Annotated in this window: 21 protein-coding genes and 1 pseudogene; 5 read left to right on the top strand and 17 right to left on the bottom strand. The window is 71.8% G+C overall.

Features of this window, described 5'->3' with window-relative positions:
• Positions 1 to 63: 63 nt before the first annotated feature.
• From ACFW22_RS13330 to ACFW22_RS13305, 6 genes and pseudogenes are all read right to left on the bottom strand, one after another.
• On the bottom strand, positions 64 to 1,260 hold the full coding sequence (locus ACFW22_RS13330; protein WP_386402550.1) for a S8 family peptidase: 1,197 nt from the start codon (positions 1,258 to 1,260) through the stop codon (positions 64 to 66).
• A 188-nt stretch (positions 1,261 to 1,448) separates the two neighbouring features.
• On the bottom strand, positions 1,449 to 2,399 hold the full coding sequence (locus ACFW22_RS13325) for a nucleoside hydrolase (RefSeq protein ID WP_386402548.1): 951 nt from the start codon (positions 2,397 to 2,399) through the stop codon (positions 1,449 to 1,451).
• A 151-nt stretch (positions 2,400 to 2,550) separates the two neighbouring features.
• Positions 2,551 to 4,018 (bottom strand): annotated as a pseudogene (locus ACFW22_RS13320) (AMP-dependent synthetase/ligase).
• A gap of 190 nt (positions 4,019 to 4,208) precedes the next feature.
• Positions 4,209 to 5,813 carry an ABC-F family ATP-binding cassette domain-containing protein gene (locus tag ACFW22_RS13315; RefSeq protein ID WP_386402546.1) on the bottom strand — a complete coding sequence of 535 codons (1,605 nt, stop codon included), beginning with the start codon at positions 5,811 to 5,813 and terminating at the stop codon, positions 4,209 to 4,211.
• A gap of 318 nt (positions 5,814 to 6,131) precedes the next feature.
• Positions 6,132 to 6,728, bottom strand: coding sequence for a TetR/AcrR family transcriptional regulator (locus tag ACFW22_RS13310; protein ID WP_386402544.1), 597 nt, complete (start codon positions 6,726 to 6,728; stop codon positions 6,132 to 6,134).
• 105 nt (positions 6,729 to 6,833) lie between these two features.
• Positions 6,834 to 8,123, bottom strand: a complete 1,290-nt coding sequence (locus ACFW22_RS13305; RefSeq protein WP_386402542.1) for an alanine racemase — start codon at positions 8,121 to 8,123, stop codon at positions 6,834 to 6,836.
• A 172-nt stretch (positions 8,124 to 8,295) separates the two neighbouring features.
• On the opposite strand from ACFW22_RS13305, the gene ACFW22_RS13300 reads away from it, so the two are divergent.
• The 3 genes from ACFW22_RS13300 to ACFW22_RS13290 all read left to right on the top strand — a co-directional run bounded on the left by ACFW22_RS13300 (position 8,296) and on the right by ACFW22_RS13290 (position 11,740).
• On the top strand, positions 8,296 to 9,612 hold the full coding sequence (locus ACFW22_RS13300; protein ID WP_386402540.1) for a D-arabinono-1,4-lactone oxidase: 1,317 nt from the start codon (positions 8,296 to 8,298) through the stop codon (positions 9,610 to 9,612).
• 68 nt (positions 9,613 to 9,680) lie between these two features.
• Entirely contained in the window at positions 9,681 to 10,481 is an 801-nt protein-coding gene (locus ACFW22_RS13295; RefSeq protein ID WP_386402539.1) for a crotonase/enoyl-CoA hydratase family protein, read from the top strand.
• A 242-nt stretch (positions 10,482 to 10,723) separates the two neighbouring features.
• A complete protein-coding gene (locus ACFW22_RS13290) occupies positions 10,724 to 11,740 on the top strand; it encodes a hypothetical protein (RefSeq protein WP_386402537.1) in 1,017 nt (338 codons plus the stop codon).
• A 26-nt stretch (positions 11,741 to 11,766) separates the two neighbouring features.
• Here the strand turns inward: ACFW22_RS13290 and ACFW22_RS13285 are convergent, their stop codons facing one another.
• The 6 genes from ACFW22_RS13285 to ACFW22_RS13260 all read right to left on the bottom strand — a co-directional run bounded on the left by ACFW22_RS13285 (position 11,767) and on the right by ACFW22_RS13260 (position 17,157).
• Complete coding sequence (locus tag ACFW22_RS13285; RefSeq protein ID WP_386402535.1) at positions 11,767 to 13,212, bottom strand: cytochrome P450; 1,446 nt, start codon at positions 13,210 to 13,212, stop codon at positions 11,767 to 11,769.
• A complete protein-coding gene (locus ACFW22_RS13280) occupies positions 13,209 to 13,832 on the bottom strand; it encodes an ATP/GTP-binding protein (protein ID WP_386402533.1) in 624 nt (207 codons plus the stop codon). Before ACFW22_RS13280 ends, ACFW22_RS13285 begins: the two co-directional genes overlap by 4 nt.
• Positions 13,813 to 14,169 carry a DUF742 domain-containing protein gene (locus tag ACFW22_RS13275; protein WP_384886570.1) on the bottom strand — a complete coding sequence of 119 codons (357 nt, stop codon included), beginning with the start codon at positions 14,167 to 14,169 and terminating at the stop codon, positions 13,813 to 13,815. The genes ACFW22_RS13280 and ACFW22_RS13275 overlap by 20 nt, the downstream gene beginning before the upstream one ends.
• Positions 14,166 to 14,573 (bottom strand): roadblock/LC7 domain-containing protein, encoded by a 408-nt coding sequence (locus ACFW22_RS13270; protein WP_386402531.1) that lies wholly within the window; start codon positions 14,571 to 14,573, stop codon positions 14,166 to 14,168. The genes ACFW22_RS13275 and ACFW22_RS13270 overlap by 4 nt, the downstream gene beginning before the upstream one ends.
• A gap of 1 nt (position 14,574) precedes the next feature.
• Positions 14,575 to 16,101 (bottom strand): ATP-binding protein, encoded by a 1,527-nt coding sequence (locus tag ACFW22_RS13265; RefSeq protein WP_386402529.1) that lies wholly within the window; start codon positions 16,099 to 16,101, stop codon positions 14,575 to 14,577.
• A gap of 525 nt (positions 16,102 to 16,626) precedes the next feature.
• Complete coding sequence (locus tag ACFW22_RS13260) at positions 16,627 to 17,157, bottom strand: sortase (protein ID WP_386402527.1); 531 nt, start codon at positions 17,155 to 17,157, stop codon at positions 16,627 to 16,629.
• A 320-nt stretch (positions 17,158 to 17,477) separates the two neighbouring features.
• Between ACFW22_RS13260 and ACFW22_RS13255 the strand changes: the two genes are divergently transcribed.
• Together ACFW22_RS13255 and ACFW22_RS13250 are read left to right on the top strand one after the other, a co-directional pair.
• Positions 17,478 to 18,542 carry a nitrous oxide reductase family maturation protein NosD gene (locus tag ACFW22_RS13255; protein ID WP_386402525.1) on the top strand — a complete coding sequence of 355 codons (1,065 nt, stop codon included), beginning with the start codon at positions 17,478 to 17,480 and terminating at the stop codon, positions 18,540 to 18,542.
• A gap of 82 nt (positions 18,543 to 18,624) precedes the next feature.
• Positions 18,625 to 19,653, top strand: a complete 1,029-nt coding sequence (locus ACFW22_RS13250) for a methyltransferase (protein WP_386402523.1) — start codon at positions 18,625 to 18,627, stop codon at positions 19,651 to 19,653.
• Between the two features lie 86 nt (positions 19,654 to 19,739).
• Here the strand turns inward: ACFW22_RS13250 and ACFW22_RS13245 are convergent, their stop codons facing one another.
• The 5 genes from ACFW22_RS13245 to ACFW22_RS13225 all read right to left on the bottom strand — a co-directional run.
• Positions 19,740 to 20,072: a TcmI family type II polyketide cyclase gene (locus tag ACFW22_RS13245; RefSeq protein ID WP_386402521.1), complete on the bottom strand. Its 333-nt coding sequence runs from the start codon at positions 20,070 to 20,072 to the stop codon at positions 19,740 to 19,742.
• Positions 20,073 to 20,096: 24 nt separating this feature from the next.
• Positions 20,097 to 20,576: an SRPBCC family protein gene (locus tag ACFW22_RS13240; protein WP_384886878.1), complete on the bottom strand. Its 480-nt coding sequence runs from the start codon at positions 20,574 to 20,576 to the stop codon at positions 20,097 to 20,099.
• Between the two features lies 1 nt (position 20,577).
• Positions 20,578 to 20,835 carry an acyl carrier protein gene (locus ACFW22_RS13235; RefSeq protein WP_386402518.1) on the bottom strand — a complete coding sequence of 86 codons (258 nt, stop codon included), beginning with the start codon at positions 20,833 to 20,835 and terminating at the stop codon, positions 20,578 to 20,580.
• A 24-nt stretch (positions 20,836 to 20,859) separates the two neighbouring features.
• Positions 20,860 to 22,110 carry a ketosynthase chain-length factor gene (locus ACFW22_RS13230; protein ID WP_386402516.1) on the bottom strand — a complete coding sequence of 417 codons (1,251 nt, stop codon included), beginning with the start codon at positions 22,108 to 22,110 and terminating at the stop codon, positions 20,860 to 20,862.
• On the bottom strand, positions 22,107 to 22,922 hold an 816-nt coding region (locus tag ACFW22_RS13225), incomplete at its 5' end, for a beta-ketoacyl-[acyl-carrier-protein] synthase family protein (protein WP_386402514.1). The genes ACFW22_RS13230 and ACFW22_RS13225, both read right to left, overlap by 4 nt.

Raw genomic sequence — 22,922 nt, 5'->3', positions numbered from 1 at the left:
CGTCGACCGCCGGTGCCCCGCCCCGACCCGCGTGCCGGGGCGGGGCACCGGCGGCAGCGGGTGTTACAGGCCGCCGGTGAACAGCAGCTGGTTGGGGGTGCCGCTGCTGACCTTCGTCAGGAGTCCCTGCGTCGCGTGGTCGTCGAGCCACTCGCCGACCTCGGCCGGGGACGCCGTGGGGTGTTCGGCCTTGTAGAGCGCGGCGACGCCGGTGACGTGCGGGGCGGCCATGGAAGTACCGCTGTGGGCGACCGAGCCGCCGCCGATCCGTGCCGACACGACGTCCTGGCCGGGAGCATAGATCTCCACGCAGGGACCGTAGTTGGAGAAGGAGGTCTCCTCGTCCCAGACGTTGGAGGCCGCGACCGTGACCACGCCCTCCGCCGATGCGGGCGAAACCCCGCAGGCGTCCCTCGCGTCGTTGCCCGCGGCGAAGACCGGCAACACGCCTGCGGCGTACAGGGCCGTGGCGGCGTTGTTCAGGGCGGCGGACTTGGCGCCGCCCAGGGAACCGTTCAGGACCGCCGGCTGCTCGGCGTTCCTGGCGACCCAATCCAGTCCGGCGATCACGCCGGAGTACGTGCCGCTGCCGTCGCACCCCAGCACGCGGACGCTCACCAGGCCGGCCTTGCGGGCGACTCCGTACGTGGCACCGGCGACCGTGCCGGCCACGTGCGTGCCGTGGCCGTTGCAGTCCTGGCCGTAGCGTCCGTCGCCCACGGCGTCGAAGCCGAAGGAGGCACGGCCGCCGAACTCCTCGTGGTGGTAGTCGATGCCGGTGTCGAGGACGTACGCGGTCACCCCGGCGCCGCTGCCCCGGGTGGTGAAGTCGTTGTCGAGGGGCAGGTTCGCCTGGTTGATCCGGTCCAGGCCCCAGGTGGCGGCCGGCCTCCGGGAAGCGGCGGGAACGGTCGGGCGGGGCGGCGCCAGCGCGACCGCGTCCTGCTCCACCGACAGGACGCCCGGGGCCTTCCTGACGGCGTCGAGCTGGAGTTCGGTCAGCGGCGCTGCGAAGCCGTTGATGGTCTGCTCGTAGATGAAGGTGGGCTTCACGTTCAGCGTCGACGCCGTCTCGGCCGCGTCGACGGCCCCGTCGAGGGTCACGATGTACTTCCCGGGCACCGCGTGGGCGGCGGTGACCAGCGGTGCCGGCGTCGGCTCCGGACCGGTGGCTCCCTCGGAGGCCGTCGCATTCGGCGCGGTGACGGCCAGGGCCGTCAGGGCCATGCCGGCGAGAGCGAGTCTGATGGGGGTCTTCATGCCGGCGAGGGCATCATGCAGAAACGATCACTTCCTACGACATCCCGAACGATTCCGCGGGTTCCCCCGAACATCACCGCAATGCGCTCCGCCGATGCGGTGTCGACGACCGGGGTCGAACGTCCTCCCGATGCGGCCCGGGCCGGAAGCGGTCGGGGCGGAACCGGTCCGTGGTACGGCCCCGGAGACTACCCGGAGGGAGTACCGAGCACGCGCACGGCCTCCACGATCAGGTCCCAGAAGGCCTCCGCGTCGACCTCCATGCCGACCTCCACATCGGCGGGTCGCCCCGTCACCCCGTGCAGGTCCACCACCGTCGCCCCCCGGGTGTGCGTGCCGTTCAGCTCCACGGTCACCGCGGCCCGCACCAGGCTGACCAAGGAGGGGTTGATCAGGTGGGCGACGGTCAGCGGGTCGTGCAACGGCGGCGCGTCGAAGCCGTACACCTCACGGTAGGTGGAGGCGAAGTAGGTGAGCAGCTCGACGCAGAGCCGGCTGAGCGGGGTGCCCAGCGCGGCGATCCGGGCGATGACCGCAGGGGTGGCCCGCACCTGGTGGGTCGCGTTGAGGCCGAACATGGTCACCGGCAGTCCGCTGCGGAAGACGACGTCCGCCGCCTCCGGGTCGCACAGGACGTTGAACTCGGCAGCGGGCGTGGTGTTGCCCCGTCCGGTCGAGCCGCCCATCAGGACGATCCGCTCGATCCGCCCGACGAGGTCGGGGTGGGCGAGCAGGAGGGCCGCGATGTTGGTCAGCGGCCCGGTCGGGACGAGGGTCACGGGCGCGCGGTGCGCCAGCAGGGTCTCCCGGATCAGGGCGAGGGCGTCGCGCGGATCCTGTGGAACCACCGGCTCGCCCGTGCCGAACCCGGGTCCGTCGAGACCGGATTCGCCGTGGATGTCGGCCGCGGTCCGGCGCGGTCCGTGCAGCGGGCGGTCCCGTCCCGCCGCGATCGGTACGTCCCGGATCCCGGCCACCGCACAGATCCGGCGGGCGTTGAGCGTGGTCTTCTCCAGGGTCTGGTTGCCCGCGACGGTGGTGATCGCGAGCAGTTCGATCCGGGGGTGCGCAGCGGCCAGCAGGATGTTGAAGGCGTCGTCGTGACCGGGGTCGCAGTCGAGGATCACGGGGACCGTCATGACCCCACCGTCCCACATCCGGAGCGCCGGACGCAGGTGTGCGTCGCCCCGGCGCCGATATCACCCGCACGGGCGCCCCGTGCGGCCGTTGCTCACGCCGTCCCGCGCACCGCGTCCACGACCACGGCCACGACCACGCCGGCTGCGGTCGTCAGGCCTCGCGGGTGCCCGCGTACACGGCATCGACCAGGTCGGCGTACTCCCCCGGCACGACGGGCCGCTTGGCCTTGGGGCTCGGTGTGAGCTCGCCGTGCTCGACGTCGAGGTCACGCGACAGCAGGGAGGACTTCTTGATCGTCTGCCACCGTTGCACCCCGGCGTTGACGCGCTGCACGTGGCCGTCGATCAGGGCGCGCGTCTCCGGCGCGGAAACGACCTCGGCATAGCTGCGGGCCGGCGAGGCCGTGGGACGCCGCCCAGGGCATGATCACGGTCTCGTCGAGGGCGATCAGGGCGGTGCAGTGGGTGCGGTTGTGGCCGACCAGCAGGACGTTGCTGGCGTAGGGGCACGCGGCCTCGAACCGCCCCTCGATCTCCGTCGGTGCGACGTACTTCCCCCGGACGTCTTGAACAGGTCCTTCTTGCGGTCGGTGATCCGGAGGAAGCCGTCCCGGTCCACCGCGCCGATGTCTCCGGTGTGGAACCAGCCGTCGTCCTCCCACACCTCGGCGGTCTTCTCCGGGAGGTTGTGGTGGCCGCGCATGACGCCGGGTCCGCGGAGGAGCACCTCCCCGTCCTCGGCGATGCGGACCTCCGTACCGGGCAGGGGCCTGCCGACGGTGCCGACCCTGAAGTCGTCGACCGGGTTGACGGTGCAGCCCGCACTCATGTCGGTCAGGCCGTAGCCTTCGAGCACCGGCACCCCTGCGCCTGCGCCTGCGCCTGCGCCTGCGAAGAAGTAGGCGATGTCGGGGGCGAGCGCGGCGCTTCCCGAGGCGCTGCTGCCCGGAGATCAGGGCGTTGCCGAAGACGTGGGAGAGCGGCAGCCACAGGATCTGCGCGTCGTCGGGGATCAGCAGTCCGCTGGCCTCCTACGCGACGGCCCGGTAGGACCAGCAGTCGTGCACCAGGCGAACGCCCTTGGGCCTGCCGGTCGTTCCGGAGGTGTAGATCAGGGTGGCGAGCTGCTCGGGTCCGATGCCCCGCACGGTCGTCGTGACGGCGTCCGGATGCTCCTTCAGGTGCGCCGTGCCGCGTTCCTCCAGCCCGGCGAGGGTCAGGACCTCCAGCCCCTTCACCTGGGGTGGGTCCGCCACCGGCTCGAAGAGGACGTACGCCGTCTCGTCGGCGTTGGTGCTCGGGTAGACGGCGGTCACGGCGGCGCCCGCACACATCGCCCCCAGATCGGCGAGGATCCACTCCACCCGTGTCGCGGAGGAGACGGCGACGCGCTCCTCGCTGCACAGTCCGGGGGAGAGCAGACCGGCGGCGACCGCCGTCACGCGCTCCGCGGTCTGGCCCCAGGTCAGTGCGCGCCGCTCCTCCCTGCCGGGGGCCGCCCGGTCGATCGCCACCGGATGGCGGTAGGCCTCGCGATCGGGGGTGGCCGCGACCCGATCGAAGAAGAGGTGCGCCACGGAGCGCGGACGGTTCTCCAGCGAGTACTGCACAGAACTCATGTGGACCTGCGGACCCGGTGCGCCCGTCAACGATTCATTGACCGGTGGGTCATCGGCGAGCAGGGGTGGGGTAGGGGCTCATGCTCCGGTGCGTAAGGGGAGCTGCGGATCCGCCGCCCGGTCGGCCGGGGGACGCCGGGTCCGCCCGGCCGGGGGAGGCGAGGTCCGCCCGGCCGGGGGAGGCGGTGCCTCAGGCGAGGCCGACCAGGTCGCGGTAGTCCTCGCTCCACAGGTCCTCGTCCGCGTCCGGCAGCAGCAGGACCCGGTCGGGGCGCAGGGCGTCGATGGCGCCCTCGTCGTGCGTGACCATCACGATCGCCCCCGGGTACGCGCCGACCGCGGCCAGGACTTCGCCGCGCGAAGCGGGGTCGAGGTTGTTGGTCGGCTCGTCCAGCAACAGGACGTTGGCTCCGGAGTGCACCAGCCCGGCCAGTGCCAGGCGGGTCTTCTCACCGCCGGAGAGCACCCCGGCCCGCTTGTCCGCGTCGTCCCCGGAGAACAGGAACGCTCCCAGTACGTGCCGGGCCTCCACGTCGTCGAGGTGCGGAGCCGCCGCGGCCAGGTTCTGCCGGACCGTCAGCCCGGGGGCCAAGGTGTCGTGCTCCTGGGCGAAATAGCCCAGGCTCAGCCCGTGTCCGTGCACGACGCGGCCGGAGTCCGGTCGTTCCGCGCCGGCCAGGAGGCGCAGCAGCGTGGTCTTGCCCGCGCCGTTGAGGCCCAGGACCACCAGGCGGCTGCCCCGGTCCACGGCGAGGTCCACTCCGCCGAGGACCCGGTGGTCGCCGTAGGTCTTGGCGAGGCTGACCGCGCCCAGCGGCGTCCGCCCACAGGGGGCCGGTTCGGGCAGCCGGATCCTGGCGACCCTCTCCGTGCGCCGGGCCGGTTCCAGCCCGGCCAGCATCCGGTCGGCGCGCCGGGCCATGCTCTTGGCCATGGCGGCGGTCGCCGAGCGGGCCTTCATCCGGTCGGCCTGCGCGTGCAGGGTGGCCGCCTTGCGCTCGGCGCTCGCCCTCTCCCGGTCCCGGCGGCGTTCGTCCGTCCGCCGCTGGGCGAGATAGGCGTCCCAGGCGGTGTTGTGGACGTCGATCGTGGCGCGGGTGGCGTCCAGGTGGAAGACCCGGTTGACCACGGCGGCCAGCAGCGAGGTGTCGTGGCTGATCACCACCAGGCCTCCGGTGTGGGCCTGGAGGAAGGTGCGCAACCAGGCGACCGCGTCGGCGTCCAGGTGGTTGGTCGGCTCGTCCAGGAGCAACACGCCCTGCTGCCCGGCGAAGAGGATGCGCGCCAGTTCGACGCGGCGTCGTTGCCCGCCGGACAGGCTGCCGACCGGCTCGCCCAGGACCCGGTGGGGCAACCCCAGTCCGGCGGCCACCCGGGCGGCCTCGGCCTCGGCGGCGTATCCGCCGCCGGCCTGGAAGGCCGCCTCGGCGCGGGCGTAGGCCTTCATCGCCCGCTCCAGGGCGGCGGGCGAGGCGGCCTCGGCCATCTCCGCCTCGGCCGTCCGCAGCCGGTGCAGGGCCGTGTCGAGGCCGCGGGCGGAGAGGATCCGGTCGACGACGGTGAGGTGCTGGTCGGCGGCGCGGGAGTCCTGGGCGAGGAACCCGACCCGGCCGGTGTGGGTGACGGTTCCCCCGGCAGGCCCGGCCTGACCGGCGAGGGCGGCGATGAGGGTGGTCTTGCCCGCGCCGTTGCGGCCGACCAGGCCGATGCGGTCGCCGGGAGAGACGGTGAAGGAGATGTCGGAGAGCAGCAGGCGGGCGCCCGCGCGCAGCTCGACATCGCGAACGGTGATCATGGGATGACGCTCCGAAAAAGCAAAAGGACACACTTCTGACGTGGAAGCGGGTCCTCAGCTAGGAAATTCGGGGCGTAGACATGTGTCTACCCTAACCGACGCCCCGCGCCCGGCGCCCTCGGTTTTCGCACGGGACCGGAAGCCCCGGGCCAGGAAGGCGTGCGGCGGACCCTGCACAGGAGCGACGACTCGTGTCGCGGGAACGGACCGGGTCGACGCGGATCGACGCGGATCGACGCGGGGCGGATCGACGCGACCTCGACCGCGGGCACGGGGTCGGGCAGGGGCAGCGCGCCCCGCGGGCGGACCGCCGGCGCCTCACCCGGCGTCGCGCACCACGGAGGCGAGGTACCGGGCGTACTCGTCCAGGGCCGCCGAGGCCTGGGCGTCGTCGCGGTCGATGAGCCAGTTGAGGGTGAGGCCGTCCAGGACGCCCAAACCGTGCCGGGCGAGCACCGGGAGGTCAACCGTCCAACTGGTGCCCAGCGCGCGGGCGAGGGCCTCCAGGTGCTCCCGGTTCAGGTCCAGGTAGTGCTGGTACTGCTTGCGTGCCAGGTCCGCCAGACCGGGCTCGCGCAGGGCGTACTGGGTGAGCTCGTAGGTGACCAGGTGCTCGGCCGGGCGCTCGCACACCCGGTCCCAGTAGGCGTGCAGGGCGGCGTGGATGACCTCGTACGACGTGGCGCCCTCGGGACGGGCCGTGACGGGCGGCAGGGTCCGCCGGGTGATCCGCTCGATCACGCTCTGCAGGAGTTCCTCCTTGGAGCGGAAGCAGTAGTGGAAGGCGCCGAGCGGCACCCCCGCCTCGGTCACGACGGCGCGGGTGGTCGTCCTGGCGACGCCTCCACGGATCATGACCCGGATCGCCGCCTCGACCAACTGCTCCCTGCGCTCGTCGGCGGACAAGCGGGTCATGGCGAGCTCCTCGGCGTACGACGGTGCGGAACGAACCGGGTCAACCTATCCCACCGCATGCAGGGCGGCGTCCGCGGCTCCGGCGGTCCGGGGCAGCCGCCGGCGTCACAGGAACGCGTGGCCCTCTCCGCGATAGGTGGGGACGACGTCCACGATCCGGTCGCCCTCCACCAGGTGCAGCCGGTCGACCCGCTCGCAGAGTTCGCCCGCCTTGGCGTGCCGGAACCACACGAGGTCTCCCAGCCGCAGCCCGTCGGCAGCCCCGCCGACGAGCGGGGTCTGCACTTCGCCGGCCCCCTCGGCGGGCAGCAGCCCCAGGCCCCTCGGCCAGACGGGAACCGGGAGGCGGTCCGCGCCGGGAGCACCGGAGGCGACCCAACCGCCACCCTGGACCGTGACGTGGCGGGGTGCGGGACGGCGGACCACGGCCAGGGCGAAGTACGCGGCGGGGAGGGGGCGGAACCCCCGGTAGTGGTCGAAGAGGGCGGGGGCGTAGATCCCGGAACCCGCACCGAGTTCGGTGACGGCCGGTTCGGCCGAGGTCGATTCCAGGCTGCCGGTGCCTCCGCCGTTGACGAATGCGAGGGATGCCACGGAGCGGACCGCGCGGACGGCGGCGGCGCGACGCTCGCGCAGTTCCCGGGCGGAGATCCGCTGGACGAGCCGTACGGCGGTGCGCATGGGGCCCGGCCCCGGCCGATTGTCGCCCACGCCCGCGATCTGCCCCTCGTACGCCATCACGCCCACGAGCCGGAATCGGGGTCGGGAGACGACGGCTCGCGCCAACTCCGCCGCCTGCTCCGGCGCGTGGACGGGTGAACGGCGCATGCCGAGGTGCAGGCGGCCGCCCAGGAGACGCAGCGAGGCGTCGAGGTCGAGGCAGATCCGGAGCGGGGGGCCGGACGGTCCGACGGCTTCGGATATAAGTGCGAGGTGCTCCACGGAATCCACCATGAGGGTCACCCTGGCCGCCGCCCGTTCATCGGAGCCCAGTTGGCGCAGGGCGGGGACGTCCGCCGTCGGATACCCGACCAGGACGTCCTCCGTGTCCTCTGCGAGCCAGAGGGCTTCCGCCAGGGTGAAGGCGAGGACGCCGGAGAAGCCCGGCTGCCGGAGCACGTCGCCGATGAGGGGCCGACAGCGCAGCGACTTGCTCGCGAGGCGGATCGGCTTGCCGCCCGCCCGGCGGACCATGTGTACGGCGTTGGCCCGCAGGGCACCGAGGTCCACCACGGCGAAGGGCGGCCGGAGGCCCGCCGTGGCCGCCTCCAGATCGGCGAACCCCGCAGGGGGCACCGAGGGCGACCGGCGGTGCGGGACCACCGGCGCCGCGCCGTCCACGTCCGCCCTCCGGCCCCCTTCCGTGCGGGCGCCTTCCGTGTGGGCGTTCTCCATGGCGTGCGGCCTTTCCCTGGACCGGTGCGACGCCGTCACGCTCTCTTGGTCAACCGTCCAAGTCAAGGCTTCCGCCCCCTTGACTTGGACGGTTGACCAAGTTCAGTCTTCCCGGAAGCCGTCGCCGGCACGGGCGTCGGCCTCCGCCGATCCGGTCGAAGGGACTCCTGGCATGAGCAGCGTGTGGCGCAACTGGGCCGGCAACGAAGAGGCCCGCCCGCGGCGCGTCCTCCGGCCGGCGAGCACGGAGGAGGTGGCGGCGGCGGTGAAGGACGCCACGCGGTCCGGACTGCGGGTCAAGGCCGTCGGGGCCGGGCACTCCTTCAGCGCCGTCGCGGTCGCCCCCGATGTACAGCTCCGCCCGGACCGGCTCGACGGCGTGTCCTCGATCGACCCGCGCACGGGGCTCGTCACCGTCGGAGCGGGCATGCCGCTGTGGAAGCTCACCCCCCTGCTCGCCGCCCAGGGACTCGCCATGGAGAACCTCGGCGACATCGACCGGCAGACCGTGTCCGGCGCCATCTCGACCGGCACCCACGGGAGCGGAGCCCGGTTCGGGGGCATCGCGACCCAGGTCCGCGCCCTGGAACTGGTCCTCGCCGACGGATCGGTCACCACCTGCTCCGCCGACGAGCACCCGGAACTGTTCGCAGCGGCCCGCGTCGGCCTGGGCGCCCTGGGCGTCATCACCCGGGTGACGCTCCAGTGCGTCCCGCTCTTCGCCCTGCACGCCCACGACGTCGCCATGCCCGTCGCGGACGTGCTCGCGGACATCGACGGGTTCGCCGCGGACAACGACCACTTCGAGTTCTTCTGGTTCCCGCACTCCGGGACCGCGCTCACCCGGCGGTTCCGACGGCTGCCCGCCACCGTGCCGCTCAAGCCCATCGGCGCGTTCGCCCGCCGCCTCGACGAGACCGTCAGCGGCCTGGGCTTCGAGGGGCTCAACCGGATCGGCACCCGCTTTCCCGGACTCGTTCCGCCGATCACCCGGTTCGCGGCCCGGGCCATGTCCTCCCGCGAATGGACGGACCTGTCCCACCGGGTCTTCGCCTCGGTGCGCGACGTCCGCTTCCACGAGGGCGAGTTCGCCGTTCCCCGCGAACACGCGGGAGACGCACTGCGCGAGCTCAAGCGCTGGATCGACGCCCACGAGGAGAAGGTGTCCTTCCCCCTGGAAGTGCGCTTCGCCGCTGCCGACGACATCTGGCTCTCCACCGCGCAGGGCCGCGACACCTGCTACATCGCCTTCCACCAGTACCACCGCATGCCGTACCGCCGCTACTTCCGCGCCTGTCAGGACATCCTCGGCTCGTACGGCGGACGCCCCCACTGGGGCAAGATGCACGACTTGGACGCGGCCGACCTGCGCCCCCGGTACCCGCACTTCGACGGCTTCGTCGCGCTCCGGGACGCACTCGACCCGACCGGGGCGTTCACCAACCCGTACCTCGACCGCGTCCTCGGGCCGGCACCGTCCTCCCCCTGAATCCCCGACGCGAGACCGCCGGCCGAGCGGTCTGGCCAACGGGGCACGGCCAGCACCAGAATGCCGCCATGACCGACACAGCAGCGACACCGGTGGCCGGGGACGCCGTCCGCGTCGAACGTGACGGACCCGTCACGACCGTGATCCTCTCCCGGCCCGCCGCACGGAACGCCGTGGACGGGCCGACGGCCGGGCAGCTGGCCGATGCCTTCCGGGCCTTCGAAGAAGACGAGGGGGCAGCGGTCGCGGTCCTCTGGGGCGAGGGCGGAACGTTCTGCGCGGGCGCCGACCTCAAGGCCGTCGGCACCGCGAACGGGAACCGGGTGGCACCCGATGGCGACGGCCCGATGGGACCGACCCGGCTGCGCCTGACCAAACCCGTCATCGCTGCCATTGCCGGTCATGCCGTGGCCGGCGGACTGGAGCTCGCCCTCTGGTGCGATCTGCGCGTGGTGGAGGAGGACGCGGTCTTCGGGGTGTTCTGCCGCCGCTGGGGGGTGCCGCTGATCGACGGCGGCACCGTCCGACTGCCCCGACTGATCGGCGAGAGCCGCGCCATGGACCTGATCCTGACCGGCCGGGCGGTCCCGGCCGCCGAGGCGCACGCGATCGGGCTCGCCAACCGCCTCGTGCCGACCGGTCGGGCCCGCTCCGCAGCGGAGGAACTGGCGCGGGAGATCGCCGGATTCCCCCGGTCGTGCCTGCGCCACGACCGGTTGTCCGTGCGGGAACAACACGGACTGCCCGAGTCCGAGGCCCTGGCCGCAGAGCTGCGACACGGCATGGTGCCGCTGTCGGCCGGCGAGACCCTCACGGGCGCCGCACGCTTCGCGGCCGGGGCGGGGCGCCACGGTTCCTTCGACGACTGAGCCGTCGCGGTCCGTCGGAGTCCTGCGGGGAAGCCCCCTGCCGTGCCGGGCGCCCCACGGATCCCGCCGTGCCCGAAGGGTCGCCTCCCGCCCACGAGGGAGCATCCATCTCCCTGTCAGCAAGGGACAGTTGTACGGTTTCCGGTCGTCCTGCGCGGGCAGGTTTGCAGAGCCGCATGACGGGCAGTGCTCGGGCTCGCGGCACACCGATGCGGGCCGGAGCGAGAGGGAGGTCGGTCCCCATGACCGTGCGTGCCGTCGAACTGCCCCACTTGTGGATGCCCCATGCGCTGCGGGTCAATCCGTACCTGGCGGTCCTGCACGAGGAGAGCGAGTCCTGGGCCCGCGCCATGGGAATGCTGGACGACCACGGGGGGCCATCGGCTCACCCCCCGATATGGACGAGGGCGAAGTTCCACGCCATGACCGTGGACCAACTGACCGCCTGGACGCTCCCGGACGCCTCGCTCGCCGACCTGAGGCTCAACCACCGCTTCAACGTCTGGGCCCTGGCCTGGGACGATTACTTCGCCTCGACCTTCAAGCAGACCGGTGACCTCACCGGCGCCCTGGCCTTCACCGCACGGCTGCACGCCTTCCTCCGTCCCGAGCAGGACGCCCGGATGCCGGAACCGACGAACGCGGTCGAGAGGGGGATCGCCGATCTGCAGCAACACCTCTTCCCGCCGAGGCTCGCCCACTGGCGGGCGGAGTTCAACCGGGCCCTGACCCGGTACGTCGACGCGGGGGTGGAAGAACTGGCCAACAGCCGCAACGGCCGCGTCCCCCATCTGATCGACTACGCCCCCTTCCGCCGGGAGAGCTTCGCCGCCTACACCGCCCCCTACTCGGTCGAACTGGCCACCGGCGCGCGCGTGCCCGAACCGATACGGCACAGCCGGACCGTGCGCGCCCTGCTCGACGCCTTCATGGACTTCATGGGGCTGGCGAACGACATCGCCTCGTACGAGCGCGAGGTGCACGAGGAGAACGACGTCAACAACCTGGTCCTGGTCGTCGGAAACTCCCTCGGCATCAGCCTGCACGACGCGGTTCCCGCCGCCCTCCACCTGGTCAACTCCCGTCTGCGGGACTTCGAGCACCTGCGACGACAGGAACTCCCGCTGCTCGTCCGACGCTCCGGCCTGGACCAGGAGGACCGGGCGGAGCTGGAGTCCTGGTTGCGGGGCGCCTGCGGTTTCCTGTCCGGCCTCCACGCCTGGTACACCGGAGCACCCCGCTACACCTCCTCGGACTGAGGGCAGCGGGGTGCCTCGGCGTGGGGCTATCGCCTTCGCAGGAGGCGTCGGACGCGCACGAGCCACGAGGGCCGGGGCACGGGTACGGGTGCCGCCCCGGGTCCGGGCGTCGCTCCCGGAGGCTCGGACGGCAGGCCGGTGCTGCGCGGCGGCGGGGCGGGCAGCGGGGCCGGGAGGTCGAGGGCCTTGGGGGCACGGGGGGCGAAGCTCACCGGCAGGGCCGTCAGGTGCCGGGCCCAGGTGGAGGAGCGCCAGCTGAGGCTCTCCTCGGGAACGGAGAGGGCGATGTCGGGGAGTCGGGTGAGCAGGATGTCGATGCCCGCGTCGGCGATGATGCGGCCGATGTCCTGACCGGGGCATTCGTGGGTGCCGGCGCTGAAGGACAGGTGCGCACGGTTGTGGTGCACGGGGGTCGCGGGATCGGGACGGATCGCCTGGTCGACGTTGCCCGCGGCGAGTCCGAGCAGGAGCATGTCCCCCGCCTTGATCTGCTGCCCCCCGAGGTGGGTGTCGCCATTGGCCCAGCGGCCCGGACACACCATCAGCGGGGGTTCGTCCCAGAGGACCTGCTCGACGGCCTCGGGCAGGGTCATCTGGCCGCCGGCCAACGAACCGCGGAACCGGGGGTCGGTGACCACCATGCGCAGGACGTTGGACATGAGGTTGGCGGTCGTCTCGTAGCCGGCGAGCAGGATGAGCCGGAGGTGGTGCTGGACCTCCTCGTCCGTGAGGCCCGCGGGATGGGCCATCAGTGCGGAGGCGATGTCGTGCCCCGGGCGGACGCGCTTGTCGAGCACGAGCTGTTCGAGGCACTCCAGCACATAGGCGTTGCTGGCGAGGGAGGTCTCGGTGGCCTTGAAGAGGTCCCGGGCCGCATGCACCAGTTTGGGGCCGGACTCGTCCGACATTCCGAGCAGATGGGTGAGGGTGAGCATCGGCAGGTGCTCGGTGAACTGGTTCACCAGTTCCGCCTCGCCGGCCTCGCAGAAGGTGTCGATCAGTTGGTGGGCGAAGCGGGTGATGTGGCGCCGGACGCCGCGGTGGTCGAACTGGCTGAGGCCGGCCGTGACGGCTCCGCGCAGCCGCTGGTGCTCCTCGCCGTCGGCGCAGACGCAGTCCGGGCGCCAGCCGATCATCGGCATCAGCGGGGAGGTGGCGGGGTCGATCTCCCCGCTGCGCCAGCCGTGCCAGACCCGGGGGTCACGGGAGAACTGGGTGGGCCTGCTGGCCACTTCGCGGTTCTCCAGGTAGCCCAGGACGAGCCAGGCGCGCACGTCCCCGTCGAGCAGGACGGGGGCCACCGGGCCGTGGGCGGCGCGCAGTTTCTCGTACAGGCCCATCGGGTCCGTCTCCGCGGCGTGGCCGTAGAGCCGGGTGGCTCCACCGGGGCCCGTGGGGAGGTGGGCGGGACAGCCCGGGGGCGGGATCGCCCCGGCTTGCTCGGTGGCGCGTTCGGCGGGTGGGACGGTCATGCGGTCTCCTGGGCGGCGGCGAGGGTGCACAGGTAACCCATCAGGGCGAGGAGGGCGTCGCGGCAGGACGCCCGGTCCCGTGCGTCACAGGTGACGATCGGTACGGATTCGCTGAGGGCCAGAGCGGTGCGGAGGTCTGCTACGGGGTACTGCGGGGCCTCCGGGAAGGCGTTGACGGCCACGACGAACGGGACGCGCCGGTCCTCGAGGCGGGTGATGACCTCGAAGCAGACTTCGATCCTGCGGGTGTCGACGAGGACCACGGCACCGAGGGCGCCTTCGAAGATGCCGTTCCACAGGAACCAGAACCGTTCCTGTCCGGGGGTTCCGAACAGGTAGAGGATCAGTTCCCGGTTGATGCTGATCCGTCCGAAGTCCATGGCGACGGTCGTGGTGTTCTTTCCCCGGGCACCGGGATTGTGGTCGATCCCGACGCCCGCCTGCGTCATGGTCTCCTCGGTGGTCAGGGGCGGAATCTCGCTCACCGCCCCCACCATGGTCGTCTTGCCGACTCCGAAGCCTCCGACGACGACGACCTTCACCCCCCTGGCACCGTGGGGCAGGAGCAGATCGGTGTCGCTTCGGCCGATGTCGAGTACGTCAGAGCTTGCGTAGTCCATGGATCACCGCCTCCAGTAGGCCGCGTTCGGGGTATGCCGCCACGGGCACGGGTGCGATGGCCTCGACCCGCTCCTCCTCGACGAGCTTGGACAGCAGCACGGTGACCACGCTGAACGGCAGCCGGAGGTGTGCCGACACCTCGGCCACGGAGAGCGGGTACGTGCACATCGAGAGGATGGCCACCTGTTCGGGTTGCATCGCGGGGTCGGGTTCGGACCTCGTCGCGATGAGGGTGACCAAGTTGAAGGCCCCGGCCGAGGAACCCGGGCCACCGGTAATGACGTAGAGCGGGACGGGTGTGCCTTCATTCCAGGGGTCCTGGTTCTCCGATGTCACATCGCCTGCCCGACGTCCTCACGGGGCGGGCTGGTCATGTGCTGGCCGATCCGGACCACCAGGGTGCGCATGCGGTCGCCCAGCAGGCCGGCGTCCACCTCCTGGTCGGCGAGGACCGCGAGGTAGGCTCCGGGGCCGGCGGCCATCAGGGAGAAGTAGCCGCCGTCGGCCTCGATCCCGACCATCCGCGTGGAACCGTCGCCGTGCGGGAACATCTGGGCGATGGCCTTCGCCAGGCTCTGGATGCCGGAGCAGGCCGCGGCGATGGCGTCGGCGGTGTCGGGAGCCGTGTTCGCCTGTCCGATGCACAGGCCGTCCGACGACAGCACGACCACGTGTCGCACGTACGGGACGCTGCCCACGAGCTCCGTGAGCATCCAGTCCATGTTCGGCAGTGGCTGCATGTTACTCGTCCTCATCTGACGGCTCGCTGGGGGAAGGGAATGACTCGGCGACCGCTCTCCCGTCGCCTCGCTTGTCGCCGTTGAACGCCTCCCACATCAGACCGGGTTGACGGGTCGGGCCGGAGGTCGTCGGGGCGGCGGGGGGTGCGGTCCCGGTCTGGACGACGGGTGTCGGGACGGGCGAATCGCGGCGTCGCTGCGGAAGCGCGGGCGATTCGCGCTGTCGTTGGGGGAGACCGCTGGCGGTCGTCCTGACCTCACCGGTGTCCATGACCGGGTCGGGTGCCGGTGTCGTCCTGGGCGGGACCGGTCCCCCGGTGCGCTTGCGGACGGGGTCCGGGAAGCGCAGCGCCGACTGCGGCACCGTGGTGATCAGGCGCCGGGGAACGAGCACCACGGCCCGTACGCCTCCGTAGGCAGAGGTCCTCAGGTGGACCTCGCAGCCGTGCTCGCGGGCCAGTCGGCTGACGACCGGAAGTCCGAGCTGGGTCACTTCGCCGAGGCCGGCGAGGTTGATGCCGTTCTGCGACTGGGCCATGACGCGCTCGACCCGTTGCCGGACCTCTTCCGTGAGTCCGACTCCCCGGTCCTCGATCTCGATCGCGATGCCGGAGGGCACCTCGCTCGCGGTGACCTCCACCGGGGTGTGCGGCGGGGAGAACGTCGTGGCGTTGTCGAGCAGCTCGGCGAGGAGGTGGATCAGCGGCTCGGCGCCGGGGCCGATCACCGCCACCTCGGCAACCGACTGGAGCTTCACCCGGGGATAGTCGACGATCCGCGACATCGCACCGCGCAGGACGTCGTAGAGCGGGATCGCCTTCGACCACTGGCGTCCGGGCCTGGCGTCGCCGAGGACGGCGATGCTGGCCGCCAGTCGGCCGATCAGCGCGTTGCGGTGGTCGACGTCCTGCAGGCCGCGGGAGACCACGAGGTCGGTGCCGTGGAGGATCTGCATGGCGTGCAGGTCCTTGGCGAGTTGGTGCACGATCGCCTGGACCCGCCGGGCGACCGCCACGAGCGCCCGCTGGGAGGCGTCCCGTGTGTGCTCCTCGGCTTCCACCGCTTCCAGGAACGTCCGCAGGGTCCCCTTCAGCGCCTCGGTGAACTCGTGGTCGAGGTGCTTGCCGAAGGTGGCGGCGTTCAGGATCTCCGACGAGGGGTCGCCCTTCTGGAGCCGGGCGACGGCCGCCGGGAGGAGTTCCTCGGCGAGCCAGACCACGGTGGCCCGCTGGTCCGCGAGGCGCCCCAGCAGCGCGGCCTCCTGTTCCGCGTGTCGCTCCGCCGCCTCGACGCCCGCGCGTCTGTGACGGACCTCTTCCGCCGCACGCGTGCGGCGCACGGCCTCGGCGGAGGCGACGACCGTGAGGAGGACGGCGGCCAGTGCGCACCAGGCCACCGGTGTCCGTATCCCCGCGGGGGAGAAGAGCAGCGCCATGACGGAGGCTCCGGCCAGGATCCCGGGCGGGAGGAGCCACACCCGGGTGACCGAGCTTGGCCGGGGTCTGGAGATCGAGCCTGAACGAACCATCAGAAGGTCCCTCAACAGTCTGAAACGAACGGACTGGGGTGATGCGAGGCGTCGGCGGGTCACCGAGGGATCGCGTCGACGCTCCCTTCCCCCTGCAGCCGCGCTCGGTCCACGCGCACCACAGCGTCCGTGACTCGCTGTGAGCACGCCGCAACACATCGGGGAGCATAGTCAGTTCGGGTTCACCATGTGACCTTGCTGGAAGGACAGCCTCCAGCGGTCACAACAGGCTTGCGAAGCAAGCATTTTCAGTACTTGAAATGCAATTGAACGATCACCACGTGGCTTCTGTGGTCTTCCTCGCCTCCTGCGCGCACACGGACGGCCTCCGGGTCCTGCCGTGCGCGCGCCCCGCTGCACGGGGAGTAGCCCCGGCCCCCGAGCCGAGGCCTCGACCACGGCCACGAGTCTGATGTCCCGACCCTCCCTGCCGGGCAGGGCGCCCCGCGCAGGTACCCCCCGACCGCGCGGCGGACCGGCTCCGCCGGCGGCCGGGGCGCGCTGACCGCCCCGGCCGCCCGTCCGTCACTCCGCCGTGCGGCCTCCCGGAGACCGCCGGCGCATCCGGATCGCCCCGACCGCAAGGGCTCCGCCGATCAGGGCCGTGCCCCCCAGGGCGATCCCCGTGCGCGCGGCGCCCGCGCCGCTCTCCCCCGCGGCCTCCGCGGCCCAGCCGAAGCCCGCCTCGACGGCGCCGTTCGGCAGGCCGGAGATGCGGTAGGTGACGGTCTGCTTGATCCGCGGCGGACACTTCAGGGTCACCGTGTCCATCCCGGACGCGGCATCGTCCGGGACCCGGAACTCACCCTCCAGGACACCGGGGCGATCGCCCTGGAACAGGTGGAACTTGCCTCCGACCTCGGATTCGCCCTTCCCGTAGGTCTCCTTTCCACAAGCGGTCGTACGGACGGTGACGGTGGTGCCGGGAGTTGCGTGCCGCGGGGTGACGCGGACGTCCCCGGAGGGTCCCCCCGGGGCGGCGAGGGCCGCGGGGGCGGACAGGACGACGGCACCGACGATCAGGGTGACCTGGAGACCGGTACGGGCGCGACGCATGCTTCTCTCCTTCGGTGGAGCTTTCCGGCCGGCTTCTTCGCGCGGCACCTGTGCTGTGCTCCGTGCACGAGGCAAAGGCCGGTCCCCCGGCGCCGCAACACGGGGCGCACGTTCGGGCGCCCGCCGGTCGGCCCCACGGCAGCGGCGGCCCGCTCCGCCACTCGCCCCGTCACCGCAGGTCACCGCGACGGGATGCCACCCCGAGGGTGATCCGGCCGTCCGCGCGCAAAAGGAGTGGGGCCGAGAAGGGCCCGGTCGGCCCCGGCCCACCCGGGGGATCAGCGGTGGCGAGCCGGAACACGCCCTCATAGCTTCGCCATATGACGAAACGACAGATCGCCCTCCTGGCGTGCACCGCCACGCTGGCGGCCACGGGGGTCGGCACCGCCGCGCCCGCGTCCGCCAGCTCCTCGGTGCACCGGGTGAAACCCGGCGAATCGATCCAGAAGGCCGTGGACGCCGCGCACCCCGGCGACACCATCGTCCTCTCCCCCGGCACCTACCGCGAAAGCGTCCGCATCACCACCTCGCACCTGACGCTGCGCGGTTCGACCGTCTTCCCCACCGTCATCGTGCCCGCCGCCGACCCCGGCGACGACCCGTGCGCCGAGGCGGGCAACGGCATCTGCGTGACCGGCAACGAGGGGCGTCCCGTCGAGGGCGTGCGGGTGCGCTCGCTGACCCTCAGGGGCTTCGCCAAGAACGGCCTGTGGGCCAAGTGGACCGATCGTCTGGAGGTGCAGCGGGTCACCGCCGAGTCCAACGGCACCTGGGGCATCGCCCAGGAGCGGTCCGTGCGCAGCGTGCTGCGGCACAACACCGCCCGCAACAACGGGGACGCCGGCCTGTTCGTGGCCAACACCGTCTCCGAAGAGGCCGGCGCCATCGACACCGGGGGCACGGTCATCAGTCACAACCGGCTGTCCGGCAACCGGATCGGGATCACGGTGCGGCGCGTGCGCAACCTGACCGTCGACCGCAACGAGGCGACGGGCAACTGTGCCGCCGTGTTCGTGGTGGGCGACGAGTCCGCACCGCGCGCCGGAGCCATGCGCTTGCGCTGGAACCACGTCCACGACAACAACAAGCTGTGTCCCAAGACCCCCCGTCTGCCCTTCCTCCAGGGCTCGGGCATCGTCCTCACCGGCGCCGAGGAAACCCTCGTCGCCCACAACCGGGTCGTGGACAACGTGGGCACCTCACCGCTGTCCGGCGGCATCGTGCTCTTCAAGAGCTTCGTGGGCGTCCACAACGAGCGCAACGAGATCCGCGACAACACGGTGCTGCGCAACGGCGGCGCCGACCTGGCCAACCGGGACACCGGCACGGGCAACACCTTCCACGGCAACACCTGCGGCGTCTCCGAACCCGCGGGTCTGTGCTGACCCGACGCCCCGACGCTTCCCTCCCCTCACCCGTACGGCACAACGGCCCGTACGGCACGACAGCAAAGGCAAGGCGAGACAGATGACGACCGTCGATTCCGTCCCCCCGCCCCCCATGCGACTGCGCGAACTCGTCTTCGGCGCGGCAACCGCCGCCGCCGTGCGCGCGGCGGCCCGCCTGGGCGTGGCCGACGCCCTCGGCGACGCGCCCATGACGGCGGAGGACCTCGCGACCGCGGTGAAGACCGAACCGCACACCCTGCGCCGGCTGCTGCGCGCCCTCTCCTGTCAGGGCATCTTCATCGAGCAGCCCGACGGCTCCTTCGCGCACACCGAGATGTCCCGCCTGCTGCGCGAGGACGATCCGCACAGCCTGCGCTACATCGCGCTGTGGTGCACCGAGCCCTGGACCTGGGACGTATGGCCCAAGCTCGACGAGGCGGTGCGCTCCGGCCGCAACGTCTTCGAGGACGTGTACGACCGCGAGTTCTTCTCGTACCTCAACGAGGAGGCGCCCGAGTCCGCCCACGTGTTCAACCGGGCCATGACGACGTCGAGCCGACAATCGGCGCAGGACGTCGCCGAACTCCTCGACCTGCGGGGCGCGTCCTCGGTCGCGGACATCGGCGGCGGTCAGGGACACGTCCTGGCGAGCCTGCTGGAGAAGCACCCCGAACTGCACGGCACCCTGCTCGACCTCCCCGCGGTGGTGGCGAACGCCGATCCGCGACTGCGGGAAGGCGGCGCGCTGTCCTCCCGGGTGCGCATCGAACCCGGGGACTGCCGCGAGGACATTCCGGTCCGGGCCGACGTCTACGTCATCAAGAACATCCTGGAGTGGGACGACGACAGCACCCGCCGGACCTTGGCGAACATCCGCGGGGTCGCGCGGCCCGGGGCCCGGGTCATCGTCATCGAGAACCTCGTGGACGACACTCCCTCGATGCGCTTCACCACGGCGATGGACCTGCTGCTCCTGCTCAACGTCGGCGGTGCGAAGCACACCCGACAGAGCATGGTGGACCGGCTGACGGACGCGGGCCTCGCCATCGACGAGATCCGCCCGGTCAACGCCTACCTCCACGCCTTCGAGTGCACCGTGCCCGGCTGATCGAGAAGGGCCCGGTGAAACCCGAGGCCGCCCGTTCCGCGTCTGTCGCGGGACGGGCGGCCTCGGGTTTCACCGGGTCGTCCGGCTCAGGTGCCGGTGCTCCGCTCCCAACGGTAGAAGCAGTGCGCCATGGCGTCCTGGGGGCTCCGCCAGGTCTTCGGGTCGTACGCGCTGACGTACGTCGACAGACGCTCGCTCACGCTGCGGAACTCGGGGTGACCGACCAGCTTCGCGACGTGCGGGGCCGGGTCCTGCTCCGACTCGATCAGGTGCAGGTACACGTCCCCGAACTGGAACAGGCTGCGCCGGGCGACGCCCACCAGCTGCGGCAGTTCGCCCCGGTCGGATTCGGCGAACACGTCCGCGATGGCCGGCGCCGAACCGGGCGCCATGCGGGCGACGATCAGTGCGTGGTGCATGGTTCTCCTTCCTGGGGATGCCCGTCAGGCGGGGGTGACCGGTGCGCTCCGGCGCTCGCGCGCGGCCTCGACCAGCCGGTCCCGGATGAGCGCCATCTGGATGCGGGAGTTGCGGTTGATGTTGTCCGTCATCCACGCGTCGTCGACGGGGGCGTCGGGCTTCATGGCGAAGTCCTGGATCCACCGCATCTGGACGCCGCCGGGCAGTTCCTCGTACTCCCAGGCGATCTCCATGTGCGCGAAGGGGCCGGTCTCGACCCGGCGGGCCCGTACCGTCCGGTTGACGCGGTCCGTGGTGCGCTCCGACACCCAGCTCCAGACCTTCCCGTTCTCGTCCGGGTGCATGGTCAGGCGGAAGGTGGTGGTGTCGCCCTCGCGGGAGAGGACCTCGACGGAGGCGTACTCGCTGAAGAGCCGGGGCCAGTTCTCGATGTCGTTGGTCATGTCCCAGACCAGGTCGAGGGGGGCGTCGATGGTGATGCTGTTGTCGGTGTGTGCGGACACGTCAGACTCCTGCCAGGGCGTTGTTGACGAGGACGACGAACTCTGCGGGCGTCTTGCAGCGCTCGGCGTCGGTGGGCAGCGACACGCCGTGGCGGTTCTCCAGCTCGCCGACGATGCCCAGCAGGCCGAGCGAGTCGACACCGAGGCCGTTGAACGGGGTGTCGGGGTCCTGTTCGAGCCGTGCGGGGTCGATCGTGACGCCCGCCGAGTGCTTCATCAGCGCGGCCAGTTCGCCGAAGGTGAGTTCCTGGGTGATCATGTCGTTCCTCCTTCTCCGCCCGGGCTAGCGGGCGAGTCCACCACCGCGGCGCACGACGAGCGCCGCATTGGATCCCATGAGTCCCCTGCTGAGGACGAGGGCCGTGCGCAGCTCGGCAGGGCGAGCGCGGGACACCACCACGTCGAGGTCGTGGTCGATGTCGAACACGTTGGGGGTCGGGGGCACCAGGCCGTGTTCCATGGCAAGCACGGCGGCCGAGGCGTCCAGGACGGGTGCCCCGCAATAGGCCCGGCCGAAGCCGGTCTTGGGTGCCGTCACGGGGACGCGCCGGGCGTGCGCTCCCAGGACGTCGGCGATCGCGAGCGCTTCGGCGCGGTCCGCCTCCGGAACGCCGAGGGCGTCGGGGAAGACCACGTCGATCTCCTCCGGGGCGCAGTCCGCCTCGTCGAGCGCCACCCGGATGGCCTGGGCGAGCCCCTCGCGGGACAGGTCCCAGCGGGAGGCGCCGGTGAAGGTGGCGCCGTGGCCGGCGAGGGTGGCCCGTACGGTCGCGCCCCGGTCGAGGGCGCGGGTCTCGTCCTCGACGACGAGCATGGCACCGCCCTCGGCGGGGACGAAGCCGCACGCCTTCGCCGTGAAGGGACGGTAGGCCCGCTCCGGGTCCTCGACGGTGCTGAGCTCGGGATAACCGAGCTGGCACACCATCGAGTACGGGGCGAGCGGCGCTTCGGCGGCTCCGACGACGACCGCACCGGTGCCCCGTCGAACGGCGCGGGCGGCGTGGGCGAGGGAGTCGAGGCCGCCCGCCTCGTCGCTGGCGACGACGCCGCAGGGGCCCTTGAAGCCGTGCCGAATGGAGATCTGGCCGGTGCTCGCGGCGTAGAACCAGGCGATGGACTGGTACGGGCCGACGAACTTGGACCCCTGCCCCCAGAGCTTCTGCAGCTCTCGCTGGCCGAACTCGCCGCCTCCGGAGCCGGCGGCGGTGACGACGCCGATGGAGAAGGGCTCGTCCGGGGCGTCGCCCCGGCCGAGGCCGGCGTCGACGAGGGCGAGGGCCGCCGCGGCCATGGCGTAGTGGGTGAACCGGTCGGTCTGGACGAGGAAGCGCTCGTCGATGAGGGCCGAGGCGTCGAAGCCCTCGACCTGGCCCGCGACCTTGAGGGGCAGGTGCTCACAGCCCTCGCGGGTGATCCGGTCGAGGACGCCGAGGCCTTCTCGGACGGACTTCCAGTAGGCGTCGGAGCGCAATCCGTTGGGGGCGATCACACCGATGCCGGTGACGACCGCCCGTGGGGGCCGCTGTGTGCTCATCGTGTCCTCCCGCCCGGCCCGGTCAGGAGCACGGCGGACTGGAAGCCGCCGAAGCCGCTGCCGACGGAGAGCACGTTCTTCAGCTTCCGGGGGCGGGCGGTGCGCGGCACGTAGTCCAGGTCGCACTCGGGGTCGGGGACCTCGTAGTTGGCGGTCGGGGGCACCACCTGGTGCTGCAGGGCCAGCACGCAGGCGGCGACCTCTATGGCGCCGATCGCCCCGAGCGAGTGGCCCACCATGGATTTGATGGAACTCATGGGCGTGTCGTACGCGTGGGAGCCCAGGGACCGTTTGACGGCGGCGGTCTCGTGCCGGTCGTTCTGGCGGGTGCCGGAGCCGTGCGCGTTGACGTAGTCGATCGACGTGGGGTCGAGACGGGCCTGGTCGAGCGCGGTGTCGATGGCCCGGGCCATCTCCAGCCCTTCGCCGGTCAGACCGGTCATGTGGTAGGCGTTGCCGTAGGTGGCGTAGCCGCTGATCTCGCAGTAGACGTGTGCGCCGCGGGCCCGGGCGTGCTCGTACTCCTCCAGGACGAGGACCGCCGCACCCTCGCCCATGACGAAACCGTTGCGACGGTTGTCGAAGGGTTTGGAGGCGTGCTCGGGGTCGTCGTTGTCGGGAGAGGTCGCCTTGATGGCGTCGAAGCACGCCATAGTGATCGGGGAGATCGGCGAATCGGACGCCCCGGCGATCACGACGTCCGCCCGGCCCTCCTCGATGGTGTGGAAGGCGTAGCCGACCGCGTCGAGTCCGGAGGTGCACCCGGTGGAGACGGTCTGCACCGGACCTCGGGCGCCGAACTGCTCGGCGAC

Origin of the sequence: Streptomyces sp. NPDC058872 (assembly GCF_042743065.1) — a bacterium.
GTDB lineage: Bacteria > Actinomycetota > Actinomycetes > Streptomycetales > Streptomycetaceae > Streptomyces.
The sequence above is the reverse complement of the archived record's forward strand: the minus strand, read 5'-3'. Positions and strand labels throughout refer to the sequence as shown.

Coding starts and splice junctions, on each gene's coding strand:
- ACFW22_RS13330 (WP_386402550.1), bottom strand. CDS start 1,260: ATGAAGACCCCCATCAGACTCGCTCTCGCCGGCATGGCCCTGACGGCC.
- ACFW22_RS13325 (WP_386402548.1), bottom strand. CDS start 2,399: ATGACGGTCCCCGTGATCCTCGACTGCGACCCCGGTCACGACGACGCC.
- ACFW22_RS13315 (WP_386402546.1), bottom strand. CDS start 5,813: ATGATCACCGTTCGCGATGTCGAGCTGCGCGCGGGCGCCCGCCTGCTG.
- ACFW22_RS13310 (WP_386402544.1), bottom strand. CDS start 6,728: ATGACCCGCTTGTCCGCCGACGAGCGCAGGGAGCAGTTGGTCGAGGCG.
- ACFW22_RS13305 (WP_386402542.1), bottom strand. CDS start 8,123: ATGGAGAACGCCCACACGGAAGGCGCCCGCACGGAAGGGGGCCGGAGG.
- ACFW22_RS13300 (WP_386402540.1), top strand. CDS start 8,296: ATGAGCAGCGTGTGGCGCAACTGGGCCGGCAACGAAGAGGCCCGCCCG.
- ACFW22_RS13295 (WP_386402539.1), top strand. CDS start 9,681: ATGACCGACACAGCAGCGACACCGGTGGCCGGGGACGCCGTCCGCGTC.
- ACFW22_RS13290 (WP_386402537.1), top strand. CDS start 10,724: ATGACCGTGCGTGCCGTCGAACTGCCCCACTTGTGGATGCCCCATGCG.
- ACFW22_RS13285 (WP_386402535.1), bottom strand. CDS start 13,212: ATGACCGTCCCACCCGCCGAACGCGCCACCGAGCAAGCCGGGGCGATC.
- ACFW22_RS13280 (WP_386402533.1), bottom strand. CDS start 13,832: ATGGACTACGCAAGCTCTGACGTACTCGACATCGGCCGAAGCGACACC.
- ACFW22_RS13270 (WP_386402531.1), bottom strand. CDS start 14,573: ATGCAGCCACTGCCGAACATGGACTGGATGCTCACGGAGCTCGTGGGC.
- ACFW22_RS13265 (WP_386402529.1), bottom strand. CDS start 16,101: ATGGTTCGTTCAGGCTCGATCTCCAGACCCCGGCCAAGCTCGGTCACC.
- ACFW22_RS13260 (WP_386402527.1), bottom strand. CDS start 17,157: ATGCGTCGCGCCCGTACCGGTCTCCAGGTCACCCTGATCGTCGGTGCC.
- ACFW22_RS13255 (WP_386402525.1), top strand. CDS start 17,478: ATGACGAAACGACAGATCGCCCTCCTGGCGTGCACCGCCACGCTGGCG.
- ACFW22_RS13250 (WP_386402523.1), top strand. CDS start 18,625: ATGACGACCGTCGATTCCGTCCCCCCGCCCCCCATGCGACTGCGCGAA.
- ACFW22_RS13245 (WP_386402521.1), bottom strand. CDS start 20,072: ATGCACCACGCACTGATCGTCGCCCGCATGGCGCCCGGTTCGGCGCCG.
- ACFW22_RS13235 (WP_386402518.1), bottom strand. CDS start 20,835: ATGATCACCCAGGAACTCACCTTCGGCGAACTGGCCGCGCTGATGAAG.
- ACFW22_RS13230 (WP_386402516.1), bottom strand. CDS start 22,110: ATGAGCACACAGCGGCCCCCACGGGCGGTCGTCACCGGCATCGGTGTG.